The organism is Methylomonas stagni (genome assembly GCF_050154735.1).
Classification (GTDB): domain Bacteria; phylum Pseudomonadota; class Gammaproteobacteria; order Methylococcales; family Methylomonadaceae; genus Methylomonas; species Methylomonas koyamae_A.
This window is the reverse complement of sequence record NZ_CP189557.1, coordinates 748,058-767,408: the sequence shown is the minus strand read 5'-3', so window position 1 is coordinate 767,408 and position 19,351 is coordinate 748,058. Positions and strand designations below refer to the sequence as shown.

Sequence of the window (19,351 nt, the reverse complement as noted above, 5' to 3'; positions counted from 1 at the left end):
GCCGTAAGCGAAAATTTTTTTAAAATCAAAAGGCTGTCGATAGGCCGAACTCGCGCATTGCGGCCTCCCGTTATTGAACTATGTTAAATCACAACATCATTCGACTACACGAGGATCAGACGTAACCGAAGGCCTTGAGATAGGGCTCCAGCATGGGCAGGATGGTTTGAAATTGGGCTTGGTAACCGTGCCAGCGGGCGACGGCGCTACGGTAAATCGGCCGAGACACTGCCCCAAAGCTGGGCGTGGCCACGTAACGGCCGGCCGAACGCTCGTGGAAGCGTTGCACTTCCGGGCGCCACTCGACGCCCAGCAACTCGAACACCCGCCGAAAGCTGGTTTCGAAATCGTCGACCACATCCTCGTAGCGCAATTCCAGATAGACCGGGGCGATCCGATCGCGCAGGCTCAGCCACAAATCCATCACCGCCGCGTACTGGCGGGCGATGCCTTGCCAGGACAGCAGATTGACGGTGGCCGGCGCCAACGCGAACGATTGCATCGCGCAACTCAAACACACATCGCGCGGATCGCGGAGCGCGAACAGAATTTTTGCTTCCGGAAACAAAGTGGCGATCAGGCCGGTTTCGATACTGTTTAGCGCCACCTTGTTGACGAAAGTTTTTTCAACGCGGCCGACGTGAATTCCTCCACGGCACGTTGCCAGTAAAACGCCCGCAAGCGACGCGCGCCGGCAATATCCAGGGCCTTCAGCGCGGCCGGCGTATCGCCGGCGATGCCGGTCGCCGCGGCCAACTCTTGTGCCACTTCCTCGATCAAGTGGTTTTCGTCCGAGGTCAGTACCTCGGGATGCGCGGCCAGCACTTGCTCGGTCAGCGTGGTACCGGAGCGCAAGAATCCGATCAAGAATGCCGGGACCGGCAAATTGTCGGCAAAGTCGGTTACGCGCCAGCGTCCCAGCAAGGCATCGTCGTAACCGTGTTTGAACAAGGCGATCCGGTCGAACAGATAATTGGCGTCCACGTTCCGGGCTTCCGGACTAGCCGCCGCCAACGCGCCGGCCCTCGAGAACATCTCGAAGGCTTCGGCGTAGCGCTGTTGTTTATCGTAGACCTTGGACAGCTCCAAGCAAGCCCGCGCCAACTGCCCGCCATTTTGCTCGGCGGCAACGACCCGCTCCAGCCGCCCGCTGGCGTCGTCCATCCGTTTCTTGTCGATTTCCAGCAAGGCCATCAGGATTTGGCAGCCGGCGTCGCTCGGCGCCAATTGCAGGACTTTTTGCATCTGGGCGATGGCTTGATCGGTGTGGTTCAAGCGGTGCAGACAGGCGGCGATCGCATATTGCGCCGAGGCGCTGACCGGCATGCGCTTGGCGGCGGCCCTGGCCAATTGCAACGCCAAGTCGATGTCGCCCCACATTTGCATTTGCTCGGCGAATTCCAGCAAGACCCTAGCGTCGATCTTTTCCGGTTGGCGCAACATGGCCTTGGTGGCCTTGGCCAGATATTGCTTGCCCTCGGCGAGCCGATGCCGCCAACACAAGCCTTGGCCGACGCCGGCCAAAGCTTCGGCGTGATTGGGCTTGATCGCCAATACTTGCCGATAAGTCTGTTCGGCGGCGAGAAAGTCGCGGCGTTGATAGGCGTGGTAGCGGGCGGTTTCCAACAATTGCTTCGGGTCGGAGTCGCCGCTCCCGGCCTCGGCCTTCTCGGCGCAGCAATGTTTGAATTTTTTACCGCTGCCGCACGGGCAGGGATCGTTACGACCGGGTCTGGCCGGGGCGGATATTGTCATCGTCAATCGTGGTTAACGCGGGAGGCGGCATCATAACCGACAAACACCAAAACGGTAGGGCCTGGCCGGCCGCTCCGGTGTCGCGGAGCAAACATCGGCCAATTTTAAGCCACCCGCGCCTTGCGCCGAACCGTTACGCCAAAACCGGCCAAAACGCTGCCGAACAACCAGACCGCGCCGGGTAGCGGCACTTGCGAGACGGTGATGGTGTTGCCACTGACCGCGAAATGCAAGGTATCCGAGCTGAAAGTGATCCGGTAGTCGCCGTGATCCAAAATCGGATTGACGAAGCCGGTTGGCGCCGAAAAGCTATCGCCGGAGTTGATGCCGGCCGCCGCTTCGGCGTCGGTCAAGCGATAATCGGACATCACATATTGGTAGTTACCGGCGGCCAGAGTAATGTCGAAGGCCGGATCGCGACGGAAGTGAATCGAACCGTCCGCCGCGCCCTGCACTTGAGTTCGGCTGACCAAGCTGATCGTGGGGGTATTGACGGTCGCGCAATTGTTGGCGATGTCGTCGCAACGGGCCAAATGGTTGGCGGCGGTCAAGCCGGCGGAACCGTCGTCCAAATACCAATGGGTATCCGGGTCCAGCCAAGTCAGTTCGCCGTCGCCGTTCAGATCGGCCGCGAAATAACCGGCGGTCGCGACGTTGCTTTGCGATGCTTCGTAAGCCAACACATCGACACTAAAACTGCCGGCAGTGGTCATGGCGACCTTCCAGGTATCGAAGGTGGTACCGCCGGCTTGCAAGAACAGCGTGCCGTCGACGCTGAGGGTATTGGCCTGGGCCGAACCGATTGCGGTCAGCGCCAAGCCGGCCGCGATAGCGGTGCGTAATACATGCTTCATTGTGAAATTCCCTGTGTTTGATATTGATTGATAAATGATCGATTAAGCCGTTTTCACTGCAGCCGGCAAATCAATGCCGACATTATGGATACCGCCGCCACGGCGGATTCGCGCGGCGATAACCGCTTCCACGAGAACCGCGCCTCCAGGCAAACCCGCCGGCTCGCGTCAAACTCGGACCGCGCCAGCGGCCGGAGTTAGCTCGGCAAAAACCGGACCACAATGTAATCCCTCGCTGACACAAGCACTTAGCCGTTACCCAGCGCGCCGGACAAACTTACAAGTTGGGTCATTTCACGCGGATTGCGGGAAATGACCTATTCTCGAGACCGCGCTGAAAGCGCCTAAAGCCCGCCTGACCTCGAGGCGCCCAGGCCAGCCCTACACCGGGTTTTGGGCCGCGACTGCCACACGCCGCGATCGCGGCGAGCTACCCGAATCCTGCCTGACTAGCGAGCCGCCCACCCACGCTCAAGGCATAAAAAAGCCCCGGAACGCGGGGCTTTCTCAATGCGAGGCTCTATCGGTTTCGTCTGCTAGCTTAATTTACCGCCCGCTCGCGCATGCCTGCCTCGGACGAGCGCGCCCAGCAGCGCCGAGCCGTATAGCCATAGGCCGCCCGGTAGCGGCACCGACGCGACCGGACCCGAGCCCAACGTCGAATTGCCGGCAATCAGATCGAAGCTCAGACCCGTGCCGTAGGTGTGGCTGTGCAGGTCCAAGTTAAAGGTCAGCGTGAGTGTTTTATCACTGTTACTGACCCAACTGCTCCAGTCGCCGACATCCAGCGTCTTATCGTCGAAAAAATTCGCCGCGCCCGCCGCATCGGCAGCAGTGAAATCGTAGCTGGCACTTGAACTAGTGGCGGCACCATCCACGTCGATGGAGAAAGACAGCGTATCGTCGCCGCTCAAGGCAGCAATGCCGAACTCGGGGCTAAGTAGACCCAGCAACAGATGTTGGGCCGGCGCATAAGACGAGGTGTCGAGGTTCAGAGAAAAGCTGGCGTGATAATCGTGATAACCCGCCTCCGAACTGGTATTCAACACCCCCAAGGTACCTTGCAACCAAACCTGACTGCTGCCGCCAATATCGAAGTCATGCAACACCGTCGGATTACCGGCAAGTAGCGCCGAAACATCGGCGTTTTGAGGCAGTGCGGTGCCGAACGCAACCGCCTGCTTACCGGCTGCATCGGTTTTCGGCGCCGGGGCTTGACCGATGGCGGCGCGGCTTTCGCTGACGCTCGCAACGCTATCGGCGTGGGCCGCCGCCGTCAGCTGAATGCCGGTTTGGCCGGCCGTCGCGTTGGCGGACGAACCGTTCCCGCCCTGCGCCCAAGCGGTGGCGACGATTGGTGAAGTGAAACCGTAACCGCTGCCGCCTGTGGCATTCGCCGCCGCGCTGGCATGGCCGGCCGTACTCGACGCCAGCGCTTGCGAATTGGCGCCACCACCGGCACCGGCTCTACCACTGCCATGCCCTTGGCCTCCATCGCCGCCATAAGCAAACGAAGTCACGGACACCGACTGTGTGCCGGTATTATCGCCGTTAGCCAACGAACTGGCCGCGCCGCCGTTACCGCCGTTGGTGTCGCCGAACAGATTGACGCCGCCATTGCCGCCGCGCGCCTTGTCGCTTACCGTGACAGCGCTATTGCCGGAAGCGGTGCCATAACTGGTACTGATCGCGGAGCCGCCCGCGCCTGCCCGACCGCCGTAGCTGACGCCGCCTAGGCCACCCAAGGCATGACCGGAAACTGTAGCGTCGTGGTTGTCGCCGCTGGACGCGACCTTGGCCGTATTGTTGGCCTGACCGCCCGCGCCGCCGGTCTCGCCATTGTTGGTACTGCCGCCGTCGCCGCCGGTTGCGCTACCCCATGCGTAAACCGAGCCGGCGCTGTTGTCGGCATTGACGTAAGCCGTTCCCACCGCGCCGGCACCGGCCGCGCCGCTCGGCGCATTACTCAAATTGCCGCCGTTACCGCCGGTGGCGTAGTTGTACAGCGACAAGGCATTGACTGCGGCGGATTTGCTTAGCCGGCTGTCGGCGCTACCGGCCGCACCCACCTGCCCGCCAACGCTGCCGCCGCCGCCGTTACCGCCGTTGGCGGTTTGACTAAGGTTCAGATCGGCGCTGGTTTTTCCGTCGACTTTATTGACCAAGTTGACCGAAGCGCCGTTGCCGCCGGTACCGCCGGCGACCGACGAACCGCCGTTGCCGCCGCGAACCTCGCCGGCGACTTCGACCGTCCCGTTGCCGGTGGATTCACCATAGGCGGCTGCCAAGTCCAGACCTAAGCCCGCCAAACCGCCGTTACCGGCGATACCGGTATTGGATCGCCGCCGTTACCGCCAATGGCAACCGCACTGGCATTGACGCTGCCGCCGTGAATCAGCGCGATCTCCGCATTGGCGTCGCCGCCATTGCCGCCATTCCCGTTGCCGGCGGCGCTGGCCAAGCCGCCCGCGCCGCCTTCGGCGCTACTTTTTCCGGTGACCATCCCAGTGCCGTCATCGACATTGTTCAGCACCGATTTTGCCTGGCCACCGCTACCGGCTTGGCCTGCGGGATGGTTTTCGATGCCGACGCCTAGCGCAAAAATAATGCTGCTGACGTTGCCACCATCACCGCCTTTGGCGTATTGCGTCAAGTTCAATGCACCGCCGGTCGAACCGCTGACCAAATTATCGGCAATGGAATCGCCACCCACGCCACCGTCGGCGCCGAGGTAGCCCCAACCGCCCTTGCCGCCGCGTTGGTCGAGAGTCACCGCGACATCGCCGTTGCCGGTGGATGTGCCGCTGGCTTGCGCCGAAGCGGTACCGCCCGCACCGCCCTTATTTCCTAAACCTTGACCGGTGCCGCCGTCGCCGCCCCAAGCGCTGGTTTGCACTTGCAGTGGGCCCGAACCGGCGCCTTTGGCGCTGGTGGTTGTGGTTGCCGTTCCGCCGTTGCCGCCGTTGCCGCCGTTGCCATTGGCATAGCTGGCCCCGCCATGGCCTCCGTAAGCGGTGGTATCCGCGCTAATCTGGCTGTTATTGTGGGTAGCTACGGCATTGGCTGAAGAGCTCGCCGCGCCGCCAACACCGCCAGTACCGTTTTCCGCTCGGTTCGAGCCGCCATTTCCGCCGGTCGCGTAACCATTGGCGTCGGCGTCGGTGGTGCCAACCGCACTACTAACGCTACTGGCCGAACCGCCGGAACCGCCGCTACCGCCATAACTATCGCCACCGTTACCACCGATCGCTTCGCCACCGGCATGTGCGCTATCGCCGGCGGCGGCCGTGTTATTTTGGGCCTTACCGCCCGCGCCGCCGTTGCGCTGATTGTTGGAATCACCGCCGTGACCGCCGGTTGCATTACTGCCAGCATCGGTATCGCTATTGTTTCCGACAGCGGTATTGATGCCATTAACCGTCGTGGTGGCATCCGCCCCAGCGCCGGCCACGCCGCTAACCGCATTGAGCAAATAGCCGCCGTCACCGCCCTGGGCATTGCTATAGATTTGCAGGGATTTGGAACTGGTGTTTCTGCTTAAGCTGCTGTTGGCGCTGCCGGCGAGACCCGCCACGCCACCATGGCTGCCGCCGGCGTTCCCGCCGTGGGCGGTTTGAGTCAATCGTAAAATATCGGCGGTATCGCCTGAGACTTTGTCGGTCAAACTAACCGAGGCGCCGTTGCCGCCAATACCGGCGCCCTGGGCGTTGCCACCATTGCCGCCGTTGGCCGTGCCGGTCACTTTTGCGGTAATAAGGGCATTGCCATCGAGAGCGGTGTTGGGGGAAACGCCCAAAATCACTGCCCCGCCTGAGCCGGCGACACCCGTGCCGAAAGAATCGCCACCGTTGCCACCCGTTGCGGTGCCATCCAGGACTAAATAGCCGCCGCTACTTTCCGCGACCGCGCCGATCACTGCGGTGCCACCGTTACCGCCGTTACCACCGGCTCCCTCTCCGCCCTCGCCGCTCGCCGAGCCACCCAATCCGCCGTTACCGCCATTTCCGCCGGTAGCGTTCGCGGTGACGTTGGCCTCGGCATAGCTGGAGATGCTAGTGGAGGCCTGCGCAGTGGCGTTACCACCGTTACCGCCGGAACCGCCTTTCCCACCGTTCGAGCCAGGCGGGTTACCCGCGCCGCCGTTACCGCCATTTCCTCCGCTACCGCCGGTCGCCGTTGCGCTATTGGCAGTATCGTTATTGACGGGAAAGCCCGCTTTCGCAGTTGCGCTACCGCCGGCGTTGCCGTTGCCGCCGGCGCTACCGGGATTGCCGGCGGCACCGTCCGCGCCCGACATCCCATTGCTGCCGATCCCGGTGTCGGTTTGCGCCCAAGCCGGGCAAATTTGCAGTACCAATCCGGCCGCTAAAAATGCGGAGCAGAGCTGGTTCAGTTTCCAATGTTGTGGACCTTGTTTCATCGTTATGCCTTTTATTTTCTAATTGAACTGATGCCGAGTAAGGCGTGGGCAACCGCTTAATTTCGGGCGCGTGCCACGATCAACCCGTATGCCTAAGACCGCCCGGATCATTCGTCTGTGTTCCGTGCTCCGGTGCCGTTCACCTTAGGAATGCCCCGGTCGGCCCGCCACGCGGGTTCAGTATTACGCGGCCCCGAAACGTTAGGCTGGTTCTAGGATAACGACCGAGCCGGTGGGGAAACATCCTCCGCGCGGGGGATATTTCGAAGCGAAAGGGTTTGAAAATGCTCGCCGCGCGAGCAAGCGATTGTCCGCTTGCCAGGACAATCGCTCATTTCGGCTATCAAACTGCGCGCCGTCACGCCGACGCGTGCCTGCTCAGTCGTGAGTGGACGGTATCGTGATAAGGTCGGTCGTACAATTGATTCGCTCGACCGGACCACTGAAATAGCCGTGCGAATACTGGCCGTAGGGGCAGTTTGTGGTGCCTTTCAGACACAGTTGAATATGATCGACCGCCGCCGTTTCGCCGTTGCCAAAATACGCGGGATCGGTCGAGTGCATCGTCAAGGTCAAAATCACGCCGTCGCTGGAGGTACATGCGCTACCGCTGGAAGTCAGTACCACCGATGAACCGGTTTTGACGACGCCGGACCAAGTTCCGCACGAGCCGTTGCCCGGTAGCGAGAATCCCTTACCCACGAACGTGGTGCCACCATTCCCGAATCCGCCGTTGACGGCGATGCAGGCATTGCCGGCCGCATGAGCTTGCGTCGCGGTAAAACTTAAGCCAACCATGACCAATCCAACGATTAGCGGCATTGTGCTATTTGCTTTCATAAAGTTTCTCCAGAAGTTAAGGTTATTTTGGAAGTTGCCGGACTACGATCTCGGGTATCGCGCTTGTATTCAGTCGCTGCGACCTGTTGGATTCGATCGAGTTTGTCGCCGGGTCAACCCGGAATTTCGCAACTGGGACAGAGTACCTAACTCGTTGCTGGAAAAATATCCTACCCACGGAGGGCATTTCGGAGAGTGCGCGCGGGTGAGCTAGCGGAAATTAGTGGTGATGGAAGCGTCTTTATCGGTTGAAAAAACGCTATTTTTTCGCCAGGTTAAAGAGCGTCGGCAGTTATTCGCCGCGATGTCGCGCACCTGGAGTCATGCAAGCAAGCATGATTTTCGGCACATGCGAATCCGCCGGCTTTGACTTAAACTCCACGGTCTGTCGGGCAAGTGTTAGGACGTTTTGGGGCCGCCGCCGGAACCGCGACCAAGGTTTCCAACCCTAGACCCAGCCGGCGCTAGCCGGGAAACACCACACGCCGCCTGCTCGCGAATCGCGATTCGGCCGCCGCGACTAAAATCGACCCTGAACCATCACCGAGGAACCTATGCCCTATGTCTTGATCATCCACGAAGTCGAAGCCTATCCGGCCTGGAAAGCCATCTTCGACCAAGCCGCGGATATGCGTAAACATGCCGGCGAACTTCGCTATCAATTGCTGCGTCAAGCCGACGACGCCAACCGCGTCGTGCATTTTTCCGAGTGGTCGTCGCTGGACAGCGCAAGGCGCTTTTTCGAATCGGCGGAACTGGTGGCCATTCGCCGGCAAGCCGGCGTCAAGGCCCCCGAATTCCTGTACCTGGAAGAAATTGAACGCGGCGAGCTGTAAACCGCCTAGTCTATCCTTGCCCAAGCCCGCGTCTCTCAGACCACTTTAATGGAGCAAACCTCAACCATGAAATCCCGAATTCCCGTATTTCTCGGCTTGTTGATCGTGCTGTCCGCTTGCGCGGGCGGACCACCGCCCCGGCCGGAGACTTGGCAACGCGGCGATTACCGCTATCTGCAGACCTATTTGAGTTGGCTGATCGAAACCCAAATGGACAAACAAGCCATAGAAGGCTTGAGTATCGCCATTGTGGATGACCAGCAAGTGGTGTGGTCGCAAGGCTTTGGCTACGCCGATAGGCACCGCGACGTGCCGGCATCGGCCGAGACCGTTTATAGAGTCGGCTCGATTTCCAAGTTGTTTACCGATACCTTGGTGATGCAATTGGCCGAGCAAGGCAAACTGGATATCGACCAACCACTACAACGTTATTTACCGAACTTTTCGATCAATTCGCGGTTCGCCGATACCGCCGCGATCACGCCGCGCAACATCATGAGCCATCATTCCGGATTGCCGGGGGACATCGTCAACGGCATGTGGACGCAACACCCTCGGCCGTTCGGACAATTGGTCGAGCAACTCAAATCCGAATACGTCAGCAACCCGGCCAACACGGTATTTTCGTATTCCAATCTCGGCGTAACATTGCTGGGCACGATGCTGGAAACGGTCAGCGCCACGCCGTTCAGCGTCTATGCCGATCGGCAATTACTCAAACCGCTGGGCATGCGCACCGCTCGATTCGCGCCGGGACTCGAAGGCGAACTGGCGTCGAAATCCTACCGGTTCGGCGACGAAAAACCCGAAGCGCCGCTACGCGACATGCCGGCCGGCGGCTTGAATGCCAGCGTGTTGGACCTGAGCCGCTTCATGACGATGGTGTTTGCCGGCGGCGCGTCCGACGGCCGCCAGCTATTGAAACCGCAAACCGTCGCGGCCATGCTGAAACCGCAAAACGCCGATGTGCCGCTCGATGCCGGCCTAAAGGTCGGTCTGGGCTGGATGTTACGGGACAACTTAAACATCGGGCCGATTGCCGAACACGGCGGCGCGACGCTGTACCAATTCAGCCTGTTGAGCTTGGCTACCGACCACAAAATCGGCGTCGTCGTGCTCAGCAATTCGCCCAACCAAGCCTTGCAAAAGATCAACAACGCCGCGCTGAAACTGGCGGTCGCGATCAAAACCGGCCAAGCCTTCCGCGAAACCGAAACACCGGCTATCGAAACCCGCGCGCCAAACGCGGCGGAACAAAGCCAATTCGGCGGCCACTACGCGACGATGTTGGGCTACGTCGATGCCGCGAATACCGGTGACGGCATTTCCGCCGATTTGAACGGCAACTCGTTGGACATCGTGGTCCGCCCGGACGGCCAATTTGGTATTCGCTATTGGCTGCTGGGCTTTATTCCCATCCAACCGGAGGAGTTGGCCGAAGTCGGACTGTCACTAACCGAGATTGCGGGGCGCCGGGTATTGCTGGCTCATACCGAAGGCCAGACCGTTCCGATCGGCGAAAAAATCGTCCCGACCGCGATACCGGCGGCTTGGCGGCAGCGCTTGGGCGATTACCGTATCGTCAATCTAGCCGACGGCGACGCGATCGTTCCGGAACACTGCGCCTTGCGGGAACGCAACGGTTTTCTGGTGTTGGAATACGCGCTACCCAGCTTCGACATTGAAAAACAGACTTGGGCGCTCAAACCCATCGACGACGAGCAGGCCATTACCCACGGTCTGGGCCGCGGCATGGGCGACACCCTGCGCGTCGTCAAAATGGATGGCCGGGAGCTGATCGCCTATTCCGGCTATTTGTTGCAAAAGCAATAATCAGGCGCCGGCGAGCGCTAGAAAAACCGGATTGCGGTATCGCTATACCGAGGGCTATAGTGTATCCGCGCGACTGAGTCGCGGATTCACTGATTGCTGGCGCATCCATTCCTGTTAAGCGCCAAAAGCCGATCGTTTTGGAGTGAACCCGGCCTAAGGCTAACCCAACGCGCCAAGCAACACCCAACATGCAGCGGAGATCGTCATGAAAATTCTAAAGCCAGCCAAGCGCATCGACTCACAACCGAGACTTACAAGCATTGACGGCACTTGGATTCCGGAAATCGTGTTCTTTAGCTTATTTCTGATCGATTGGTACTTGGGTTTTCCGATTTGAACGACGGAGGCGGCGGCGTATCCACCGCGCCCGCCAACTGGTCGATCATCTCGCCAAACCGACTTAAGGCATCGTTGCCGCCTTGAAGATCGTGTAACAGACACAGAGTCGCGCGCGCCTCCGGCCAACGCTGCCGGCCTAATTCTTCATAAAGCGCCCGGTACAGCTGCCGGATCAAAAAACCGTGCAACAGTTTGGCCGGCGGCGTTTGCTTAAAACTCAACGAACGTAACAGCGCCGGCACCGCGACGGCCGGCAGACCGGCCGCGAGACTTTGCATCGCGACGCTAAGCCATTGTTCGGCCAAGCTTTCGCAACCCAGGATTTGCCGTAATTCGACGCCGCAACGCGGGCACGCCGAGGCCGTTCCGAGCCGGGCATTGCAGGCCGGACAGCGCTGTATCACGATTCCAGGTAGTAGATGATGTCGTTCAAACGTTCGACCGGCTCGCGCAGCCCGGCCTCGTCGCCGTTTTCCAGACAAGTCGAGATGGCTTCGATCAGATCGACCATGTCTTCCTTGTCTTCGGCGGAGACGGTTTCGAACAAGGATTCGGCTTTCTTGATCGCTTGACGCGCGGCCGCCACGGCCGGGCTTTCCGACGCCCCCGCTTCGCCGGCGGTTTCGCCGAACAAACCGTCGATACGCTGTTTGGCGCTGCCCAGTTCGCCGCTATCAAAACGGGAAATCGCGTTGTTGATCGTGATGGTCTTTTCCTTGCCGGAAGCTTTCTCCCGCGCCGAGACGTGCAAGATGCCGTTCAAATCCAGGTCCAGCGTCAAGGTGATGACGTTGCCGGCCGGCACGTCCAACAAACCTTCGACCAAAAACTCGCCGATTTCGACGTTGTTCAGCGCATCCGGGTCCTCGCCTTGAAAAATCCGCACGTTCACTTCGCGCTGATTGTCGTGATAGGTCTCGAAAGCCTCGGACTTGCGCACCGGCAACACGCTGTTTTTATGCACGATGGGTACGTACTGATACGGATAGGGCATGCCGTCCAGATAGCCGACCGCGCAAGTGCCGAAGCTGTACGGCGTCACGTCGACCAAGACCGTGCCGATGTCCTCGCCGTTAATCATCGCCGCCTGCATTGCCGCGCCCATCGCCACGCACAGGTCGGGATCGACTTCGCCGTGCGGCTCGAAACCGAATTCGTCGAACAGGCGCTCGCGTATGCACGGTGTGCGCGTCGAACCGCCGACCAGGATGATTTCGTCGATGTCGGAGGCGATCAATTTTGCGCCCTTCAGCGCGATGTGGGTGGCGTCCAGCGTGGCGTTGATATGGTCGGCGATCAGCTCTTCGTAGTCCGAACGCGCCAATTCCATGGTCAAATGCAGCGGCGTGCCTTGGCGCTCCAGCAAATATTCTTCCTCTATCGTCGCAAACGGCTCGTCGGACAAGCGCAGTTTCGCCTGTTCCGCCGCCCGCACGATGCGCGCCATCGCCTTGCCGTGCGGCTCGACTTCGATGCCGAATTGCTCGCGGATATGCGCCAGGATGCGATCGACGATCAGTTGGTCGAAATCGTCGCCGCCCAGGTGATTGTCGCCATGGCTGGCCAGCACCTCGACGACACCGCTCTGCACGTTGACCACCGACACGTCGAAGGTGCCGCCGCCCAAGTCGTAGACCAGCATGCGCTTGGCGTTGAGCTGGCCGGCACCGTAAACCAGCGCGGCGGCGGTCGGCTCGTTGATCATCCGCACCACCTCCAGCCCGGCGATTTCGCCGGCTTCGCGGGTGGCCTGGCGCTGGGCGTCGGAAAAATAGGCCGGTACGGTAATCACCGCCTTGACGATAGGCCGACCGACATAGGCCTCGGCAATCGCCTTCAAACGCTTCAGGATGATCGCGGAGATTTCCTGCGGCGTGTAAGCCTGACCGGCCATCGTGACTCGCGCGTCCTGGCCCATCAAGCGTTTGATCGATTTAACGGTGCGCTCCGGGTAAATCAGGTATTGATTGCGGGCGCTGGCGCCGACCAGAATGTCGCCGTTATCGTCCAGTCCGACGAAAGACGGCAAAATCTTGCTGCCGTTGTCGGCGATCACCGTGACCTTGCCGTTTTCGACAATCGCCACTTCCGAGTTCGTGGTCCCTAGATCGATACCGATGATGATGTCGTTCATATGTGTTCCCTGAATGCTTAAAGTTTATTGACTTTGACTTCCGCCAATCGCAACACTTGATCTTCGAGTAAAAATCCCTTGCGCAGCTCTTCGAGCACGACGGCGTTTTCCAGCGCCGGATCGGCGCCGATCGCGACCGTCGTCATGGTCCGCGCGTCGAAGGGCTGGCCGACGCAATCGATCGCAAACACCCGCCGGCGCTGCAGCATTTGTTCCAGACGCTTCAGCGTAATTTCCTGGCCTTCGCGAACGCTGGCGATGAAACCTACGTCCTGTTTTTTGGAATGCCGGAACAAACCATCGACCGGCCGATAGTTTTGCAAAGCCCGATGGCCGGCATCGAGCCGGTCGTAAATATCCAGCCATTCCACCAACATCGCTCGCTCAACCTCACGGCGTTGTTGTTCTAGGCGTTCGTTGGCTTTCGCCAGTTCGTCCGCCAGGGCTCGATTGTCGGCCTTCAGGGTTACGACGGCATCGCTCAAGCTGTCCAGCGTGGCTTTGAATTGCCGCGACTCGGCCTTGACTTCGGTTTTCAGGCCGGCCAAATCGCTGAACAGCGCGGTCAAATCCGGTTGCTCGATTGCGGTCAGATGGGCGAAGTCGGTTTCCTGAAGATACTGATGCAAGGCTGCCAGCAATTCGTCTTGCGGGGTGTCTGTGGTCATGATGGCGTTTTCGTTAATTGAGCGAGCGATTTTTCGATGGACAGCGTGCTCAATAGTTTTAAGAAATCGTCCGTAGCCATAGTCCCGCCAATGCGCGGTTGGCCGAAGGCTTGCATCAGTAACGCGTCGAAATCGACATGCGGCACATGAAACAAGGCGTGGCGCAAGCGGCAGTCTTGGTCCTTAATCGCTTCGAAAGCCTCTTGAATTTCACGAAAGCGCGCGGCATCGCGGTCGGGCGGATTGTCCTTGACCCTTTGCAAATAGGCTTGTTTGATGTCGGCGTCGCTGGCCTGTTCGGGCACGCCGAGAATGCTATACGGTGAAATCATCGGTACTCAATTGAAAGGCAGCGAATACTGCGGAGAATCGTGAATGAAGCGAGCAACGATGTCGTCGAAACCGACACCGATCTCGATTTTCAGTTCCTCGGCGGCTGCGAATATCGTCACACACCATAGGAAGTCTTGATTCATGAACAAGATCGCCAGGCTTTGCTCATCGCGGCCGTTACCGTATTGACGCATGATTTGGGCGACAAACTGCTCGGGACCGCGCTTACGCACCAGCTCCTCGATTTTCTTTTCGATACGCTTGAACACGGCATCTGGAACGTGGCCGAACAAATCTTCTATCGGATCGTCGCTAAGCGGCGGCCGGTCGAAATCCTCGATGTTATCCGCCGACGGCAATAGCTCGACGCCCCCGCTGGCCCGTTCGAGCAGGCGCTCGATCAACCCGGCGGTCCTGTTGTCGTTATCCGCCCGCGCGTCTTCCAACGCGACTTTCAAACGGTATAAGCTCATGAAATCCAAGTGGCTGGCATCGCCTTGGCATTCGGCCAGCGTCCGGTAATATAGCCAGGCCGGCTTAGGCCAACGGGCATGGCCCGCCTTGGCAGCGTGCTTCAATAGTTCGTAATGGCCGATCGTCTCCAAAGACTGGCACCAAGCCAATAATTCCGCTTCATGTTCCAACAACCATTCCAGCGACTTTTTCAGCGGCGCCTTGATTTTATCCAGAACCTTGAACAACAAGGTGTTGTCGTCCAATTGCTCGTCGTAATAGCCTATCGACGCGATCAAGCGCCGCAATTGCGGGGCGGACAGCAGATAGTCCTTTAGAGGGGGCAGCGCGCGGCTAAGCGCCTGCGTCGGCAGTTCCAACAAACCGGCTTCGATTTGCACTTGAAAATGCATGTTGATCGGATCGTCATGCAGACTTGCCAAGGTATCGACGATGCGTTGCAAGCCCTGGGTTTTGTCTTCGGCAACCCACAAATAAAAACCGCGCAACAACTCGGCCTGGCGGCGCAGGCTTTTATCGATGGTCAATTGTTCGGCCGCTTGAATTTCCTTCTCCACCAAATGAAACTTCTCGGTTTTGATCAAACGACGGGCATGGGCCAAGTGATTGGCAAACAATAGCTGTTTAGCCAAGGTATTGACCGGATCGATCTTCAGCAAGGCTTTGGCATAGGCTGCGGCCTTTTTGAAGGCTTTTCTGGCTGCGGCGGATTTGGCCGCCCGCACCAGTAAATCGGTATCGGCGGGAAAACGTTGCAGACCGCGTTCCAGCCAGTGCGCGTACTGAGCCGGGTCCGGCCGGTGTTCCTGATAAATCGTCAGAAGGTTCAGGTAGCTTTGTCGGTCGTCGGGATCGTATACCAAGCTGTCGGCCAACATGGCCGCCGCTTCGCCGGGATAGGCCTTGTCGGCCATGTGCCTGAGGATCAACGCGACTTTGCGGTCATTGGCCGGCCGGTCTTTTTTTAGAATATCGATGCAGCGGTCCCAGAAAAAGCCGGCGTCGTAGTCGTTTCCGGCTTGTTCGTGCAATAAGGCTTGCAAACGGTTTTCCTCGAACGAATCCTTGCCGGCAAAGTGTTTGAAATAGTCCTTCTCGCCGCCCGGATACTCGGCCAGCGCTCCCAGGCAATAGGCTTGCGCGGCATCGTCGCCGAATACGTCGCGATATTGCAGGACCAGATTGAAGCGCGCCTTGGCGTCGGGCTGGCCGTTGAGTTTGACCAGCGCTTCCAATAATTGGCTCTGGCGGGCATTAAGACCTTTGGCCTGAGCAACGATGCGGCGTTGATTGTGCTCCAGCGCCGACACGCTGGCGACGAAATCCGCGCCGGATTGCCGATACGCCACACAAGCCTTAACCAGCGGTTGATAAGGCGATTCGTCGGGAATTTTGGCTAACAGGGCCGAAGCTGGTTCGAAATCCGCGCCCTCCAGCAGTTGCGCTTTCAGCAAGCTGCGCAAATCGCGAAACGCCGAACGAAACGGCAATGGTTTCAAGGCCTGCTCGCAGCCCTCTCGCTCGCCGTTGCGATACGCCGCCAGCGCTTCGCTAACCCATTGCCAATGCTTGAGCAATGCGCAATCGTGGGGCAAATGCGGCACCAACTCCGTATCCCCGGAGACCAGTAGCATCCCCAGATATGCCGAAAGCACCGGAAACTCTTCGTCCAACTGCCGAGCATTCAACCCATCCAATAGGGCGTAGGCCTTGCGCTGGTTTTTGCCGGCCAACAGCCACAACACATAAACGTCTTGCGCTTGCGGCGGCGCGTGAGCATGGGCGGCGTAATTTTCCCAAAGTCCGCAAGCTTCCTTGAACATGGCCTTGGCCGCCATCCCCCAAGCCCGTTGCAAATAGCAATCGGCCAAATAGCGCTTGGTCTCGGCATCGCCCGACTGTTTCAACAACTCCTTGAACAGATCGCCGGCGTCCTTGTAGCGTCCCTCGGCATAGTGCGCCCTGGCTTTTTCCGACAGGGTCGACTCGGCAATCGCGGCGGAAATTTTCTGGATAATTTTTTTCATGGCGGCGCCGTCAATGGCCAGTACGTGAAGAGCCGCATTATAAAGCAGTTCAAACCCGGTCGACCGTTCGCGCGTTTTGCCGCACCGAAGCCTCCAACCCGGCGCGGCAAGAATCGCTCAGTCCCGATCGCCAACCGCCGACCGCGCGAGCGAACGCTTACTGCTCACGCGTGGCTGCCGCGGACCCGCGTCAGACATTGACGTCGCGCAGATTCGCTTGATAGGTGCGTACCCGATTGCGGCCTTCGGCTTTGGCGTAATACATCGCCAAATCCGCGCAATCCACCAAGCGCTGCGCGTTGTCGGCATGGTCAGGGTAGATCGCCACGCCGATGCTGGCGGAAATTTCCAGCGTCAAACCGTCGATTTCGAACGGCACACTCATTTCATGGCGGATTTTTTCGGCGATCTCCAACGCGTTCCGCTCGGTCTTGATCGCCGGCAGCAGCACGACGAACTCGTCGCCGCCGAGCCGGGCCGGCGAGTCCGACTTGCGCAAACACCGGTAGAGCCGTTCGGCGACGAGTTTCAGCAACTGATCGCCAACGCCGTGGCCGTAGGTGTCGTTGACCGGTTTGAAGCGATCCAGATCGACAAACATCAAGGCCAGCCGGCTCCGCTCCCGTTCGGCGCTAGCGATGGCGTGTTGCACTCGATCGCGGAATAGCGAACGGTTGGGCAAGCCGGTCAGCGCATCGTGGTAGGCCAAATGCTGGTTTCTGTCCTCGGCGATCTTGCGGTCTGTAATATCGTAAAACCAGATCAATAACGCCGGCTTGCCCTGATATTCCACCGGAAAATACGACGCCAGCGTCCATTTAACCCAAGCACTGCCGCGCGGGGCATGCAATTCCACCAGTTGATTGGTGACCTGTTCGCCATTGCCCAGACGCTCCAATACCGCCGCATACGCGTCGGGGCTGGCGTAATAACTGGCGGTAAACGCGCCGATAGCCCGCTCCGGAGAAGTATCGATCAATAAAGCGTAACTATTGTTGGCAAACATCACCCGACCGTTGGCGGCGTCCTCGATGCAAGTCGCGACCGGACTGCTTTCCAGCATCTGCCGAAAGCGCTGCTCGTTGTCGGTCGCCTGCATCCGCAAGCGAAAGTTTTCCGCCAGCTGCCGACTCGATTGCCGGGAACTGGCTAACAGGAAAAACAGGAACAAGGTTTCCATCGCACTCATGCCCTGCGAAATGGCATCGCGCTGCATTGCCAGAAACACGATTTGCGGCACCAACACCGTCAATAAAAATCCGACCACCGAAAAGCTATCGACCGCCAACGTGGCGGCGGCACCGGCGCATAAGCCACCCAACGCGAAGGACACGTAAATTTCATGGCTGATGTCGCCAACCGGCGCCAGCAGCAAACCGCCGACGCCCCAGACCATACCGGCGGCGATAGTGCCGAACCGAAACCAGAACAACCAAGCTTCGACGCCGGCCGGATCGATACCGGCATCGGGCCGGCGCCGCCACACCAATAGCAGCAAGGTTCTGGCCAGCAACACGGCGGCCAACACCGCAAACCAGTCGAACAACCGGGCATTGCGGATTTCCGTCGCCAATACCGCCGCCAATATGCAGGCCAGCAAACCGCTGATGGTCAGCGAGAACGGCAGATTCTCGAACAGCAATCTCACCCGTTCGCGTCGTTCGGCGGCAACGGCGGAACGCGATACACCGGTCGACGCCGACAGACTAGCCATTGGCAAGTCCGCGCCGTTTCCCCCCATGGCTGACTGCGCTTATCCACGGTGACGCTCCCCTGAGTCTAATGCGGATACGAAGGTCTTGGTTCGAGCGCCGCCCCGCGACGCCGGGCCAATGGCCCGAAATCGACGATGGCGAGCTGCGGCGGTTAGTCTAACTTGTTCACCCGGCGCGGACGCTCGGCATCCGCCCGGCTGATGACGTGGACCTACGGCGGAGCCAGCTCACGATCGGAACACGCTGGCTTAAGCCTCCAGCACGTTTATTTCATGTCTGAGCGCTTTCGATCGCGACTGAAGCCGTTCCTACGCCCAGCTATCCATTTTCCGCGACGAAAATCTTTTCATGACCGTTAGTTTGGTACAACTTGCCGGAATGTAAACGTCGCCGACCGGAAATGCGCCGGGGCGGCCTGAAACAACCGCCAATGCTGGGAAGGCCTCGCCGAGCCGCAAGGACTCGAAGACCGATGATCAACGCCGGCGAATCGTCAAATCGCCGATCGTAACACCGATGTCGAAGCCGCGCCCCTTGCCGATCAGTGCCAACGAAATTTCGCCGCGAGTCAGAATTTGTCGGTCTATCGAATTGATAAAACCGAAATGGTTGCCCAACGAAATGTAGTTACCGTAGATTTCACCGATGTCCTTGACGTCGGTGAAATGGCCTTCGCCTTCGATATCGGACTTACCGATCGTAAAGCCGATGCTTTTAGAGGACAGCGCCACTTGCGCCTTCTGGCCGTTGCGGCAGGTCACTTCGCCCAGGCCGTCGTATTGCTTGTAGCCCAGCGAGAAGCCGGATAAATGGTAGGTCATGCTGCAGGTGCTGTATTTCTGCTTGCCGAACTGATCGGTAAAGCTGAAGGCCGGCGGGTTTGGGCTCGGCGTCGGCTCGGTTGGCGCTACCGGTGCCGGTGCGGCATCGGTGGCGGGCGTCTCGGCCGGTTCGGCAGCATCGGCCGGCTGGACTTGAGTGATCGGCGCTTGATCGAACGGGTGAGTAGTCAATTCGGCGCGGGCCGGTCCCGCTAACGGAGCGACGGCCGAAGCGGCGATGGCGAAAAACGTTAATTTGGCTGGTTTCATGATTCCTGTCGTACTGTGCAAAAGCGGCGCGC

The 19,351-nt window shown here is 59.4% G+C and carries 15 protein-coding genes; 2 read left to right on the top strand and 13 right to left on the bottom strand.

What is annotated here, in order from left to right:
- Positions 1 to 115: 115 nt before the first annotated feature.
- From ACP4CD_RS03610 to ACP4CD_RS03585, 6 genes are all read right to left on the bottom strand, one after another.
- Positions 116 to 607, bottom strand: coding sequence for a sulfotransferase family protein (locus ACP4CD_RS03610; protein WP_426993587.1), 492 nt, complete (start codon positions 605 to 607; stop codon positions 116 to 118).
- Complete coding sequence (locus ACP4CD_RS03605) at positions 598 to 1,755, bottom strand: SEC-C metal-binding domain-containing protein (protein ID WP_426993586.1); 1,158 nt, start codon at positions 1,753 to 1,755, stop codon at positions 598 to 600. Before ACP4CD_RS03605 ends, ACP4CD_RS03610 begins: the two co-directional genes overlap by 10 nt.
- 104 nt (positions 1,756 to 1,859) lie before the next feature.
- On the bottom strand, positions 1,860 to 2,609 hold the full coding sequence (locus ACP4CD_RS03600) for a hypothetical protein (protein WP_064030256.1): 750 nt from the start codon (positions 2,607 to 2,609) through the stop codon (positions 1,860 to 1,862).
- A 536-nt stretch (positions 2,610 to 3,145) separates the two neighbouring features.
- Positions 3,146 to 4,897: a hypothetical protein gene (locus tag ACP4CD_RS03595; RefSeq protein WP_426993584.1), complete on the bottom strand. Its 1,752-nt coding sequence runs from the start codon at positions 4,895 to 4,897 to the stop codon at positions 3,146 to 3,148.
- An 8-nt stretch (positions 4,898 to 4,905) separates the two neighbouring features.
- Complete coding sequence (locus ACP4CD_RS03590; RefSeq protein ID WP_426993582.1) at positions 4,906 to 7,029, bottom strand: beta strand repeat-containing protein; 2,124 nt, start codon at positions 7,027 to 7,029, stop codon at positions 4,906 to 4,908.
- A gap of 378 nt (positions 7,030 to 7,407) precedes the next feature.
- The gene (locus ACP4CD_RS03585) at positions 7,408 to 7,869 is read right to left on the bottom strand and encodes a hypothetical protein (RefSeq protein WP_157197923.1); all 462 of its coding nucleotides are present in this window, start codon (positions 7,867 to 7,869) and stop codon (positions 7,408 to 7,410) included.
- 554 nt (positions 7,870 to 8,423) lie between these two features.
- On the opposite strand from ACP4CD_RS03585, the gene ACP4CD_RS03580 reads away from it, so the two are divergent.
- Together ACP4CD_RS03580 and ACP4CD_RS03575 are read left to right on the top strand one after the other, a co-directional pair.
- Positions 8,424 to 8,705, top strand: coding sequence for an antibiotic biosynthesis monooxygenase (locus ACP4CD_RS03580; protein ID WP_426993580.1), 282 nt, complete (start codon positions 8,424 to 8,426; stop codon positions 8,703 to 8,705).
- A gap of 66 nt (positions 8,706 to 8,771) precedes the next feature.
- The gene (locus ACP4CD_RS03575; RefSeq protein ID WP_426993578.1) at positions 8,772 to 10,538 is read left to right on the top strand and encodes a serine hydrolase domain-containing protein; all 1,767 of its coding nucleotides are present in this window, start codon (positions 8,772 to 8,774) and stop codon (positions 10,536 to 10,538) included.
- A 293-nt stretch (positions 10,539 to 10,831) separates the two neighbouring features.
- Here ACP4CD_RS03575 and ACP4CD_RS03570 read toward each other — a convergent pair whose 3' ends face one another.
- From ACP4CD_RS03570 to ACP4CD_RS03540, 7 genes are all read right to left on the bottom strand, one after another.
- The gene (locus tag ACP4CD_RS03570) at positions 10,832 to 11,281 is read right to left on the bottom strand and encodes a hypothetical protein (RefSeq protein WP_083385964.1); all 450 of its coding nucleotides are present in this window, start codon (positions 11,279 to 11,281) and stop codon (positions 10,832 to 10,834) included.
- A complete protein-coding gene (locus ACP4CD_RS03565) occupies positions 11,278 to 13,011 on the bottom strand; it encodes an Hsp70 family protein (protein ID WP_426993576.1) in 1,734 nt (577 codons plus the stop codon). Before ACP4CD_RS03565 ends, ACP4CD_RS03570 begins: the two co-directional genes overlap by 4 nt.
- A 17-nt stretch (positions 13,012 to 13,028) precedes the next feature.
- The gene (locus tag ACP4CD_RS03560; RefSeq protein ID WP_426993574.1) at positions 13,029 to 13,679 is read right to left on the bottom strand and encodes a nucleotide exchange factor GrpE; all 651 of its coding nucleotides are present in this window, start codon (positions 13,677 to 13,679) and stop codon (positions 13,029 to 13,031) included.
- On the bottom strand, positions 13,676 to 14,011 hold the full coding sequence (locus ACP4CD_RS03555; protein ID WP_426993572.1) for a J domain-containing protein: 336 nt from the start codon (positions 14,009 to 14,011) through the stop codon (positions 13,676 to 13,678). The genes ACP4CD_RS03560 and ACP4CD_RS03555 overlap by 4 nt, the downstream gene beginning before the upstream one ends.
- Before the next feature lie 6 nt (positions 14,012 to 14,017).
- Positions 14,018 to 16,513: a hypothetical protein gene (locus ACP4CD_RS03550; RefSeq protein WP_426993570.1), complete on the bottom strand. Its 2,496-nt coding sequence runs from the start codon at positions 16,511 to 16,513 to the stop codon at positions 14,018 to 14,020.
- Between the two features lie 190 nt (positions 16,514 to 16,703).
- Positions 16,704 to 18,227 carry a diguanylate cyclase domain-containing protein gene (locus ACP4CD_RS03545; protein WP_426993568.1) on the bottom strand — a complete coding sequence of 508 codons (1,524 nt, stop codon included), beginning with the start codon at positions 18,225 to 18,227 and terminating at the stop codon, positions 16,704 to 16,706.
- A 477-nt stretch (positions 18,228 to 18,704) separates the two neighbouring features.
- Positions 18,705 to 19,319, bottom strand: coding sequence for a hypothetical protein (locus ACP4CD_RS03540; protein ID WP_426993566.1), 615 nt, complete (start codon positions 19,317 to 19,319; stop codon positions 18,705 to 18,707).
- Positions 19,320 to 19,351 lie beyond the last annotated feature (32 nt).

Excerpts from the sequence above, each read along its gene's own strand:
- ACP4CD_RS03605 (WP_426993586.1), bottom strand. The coding sequence starts at position 1,755 with ATGACAATATCCGCCCCGGCCAGACCCGGTCGTAACGATCCCTGCCCG.
- ACP4CD_RS03600 (WP_064030256.1), bottom strand. The coding sequence starts at position 2,609 with ATGAAGCATGTATTACGCACCGCTATCGCGGCCGGCTTGGCGCTGACC.
- ACP4CD_RS03590 (WP_426993582.1), bottom strand. The coding sequence starts at position 7,029 with ATGAAACAAGGTCCACAACATTGGAAACTGAACCAGCTCTGCTCCGCA.
- ACP4CD_RS03585 (WP_157197923.1), bottom strand. The coding sequence starts at position 7,869 with ATGAAAGCAAATAGCACAATGCCGCTAATCGTTGGATTGGTCATGGTT.
- ACP4CD_RS03580 (WP_426993580.1), top strand. The coding sequence starts at position 8,424 with ATGCCCTATGTCTTGATCATCCACGAAGTCGAAGCCTATCCGGCCTGG.
- ACP4CD_RS03575 (WP_426993578.1), top strand. The coding sequence starts at position 8,772 with ATGAAATCCCGAATTCCCGTATTTCTCGGCTTGTTGATCGTGCTGTCC.
- ACP4CD_RS03565 (WP_426993576.1), bottom strand. The coding sequence starts at position 13,011 with ATGAACGACATCATCATCGGTATCGATCTAGGGACCACGAACTCGGAA.
- ACP4CD_RS03560 (WP_426993574.1), bottom strand. The coding sequence starts at position 13,679 with ATGACCACAGACACCCCGCAAGACGAATTGCTGGCAGCCTTGCATCAG.
- ACP4CD_RS03555 (WP_426993572.1), bottom strand. The coding sequence starts at position 14,011 with ATGATTTCACCGTATAGCATTCTCGGCGTGCCCGAACAGGCCAGCGAC.
- ACP4CD_RS03550 (WP_426993570.1), bottom strand. The coding sequence starts at position 16,513 with ATGAAAAAAATTATCCAGAAAATTTCCGCCGCGATTGCCGAGTCGACC.
- ACP4CD_RS03545 (WP_426993568.1), bottom strand. The coding sequence starts at position 18,227 with ATGGCTAGTCTGTCGGCGTCGACCGGTGTATCGCGTTCCGCCGTTGCC.
- ACP4CD_RS03540 (WP_426993566.1), bottom strand. The coding sequence starts at position 19,319 with ATGAAACCAGCCAAATTAACGTTTTTCGCCATCGCCGCTTCGGCCGTC.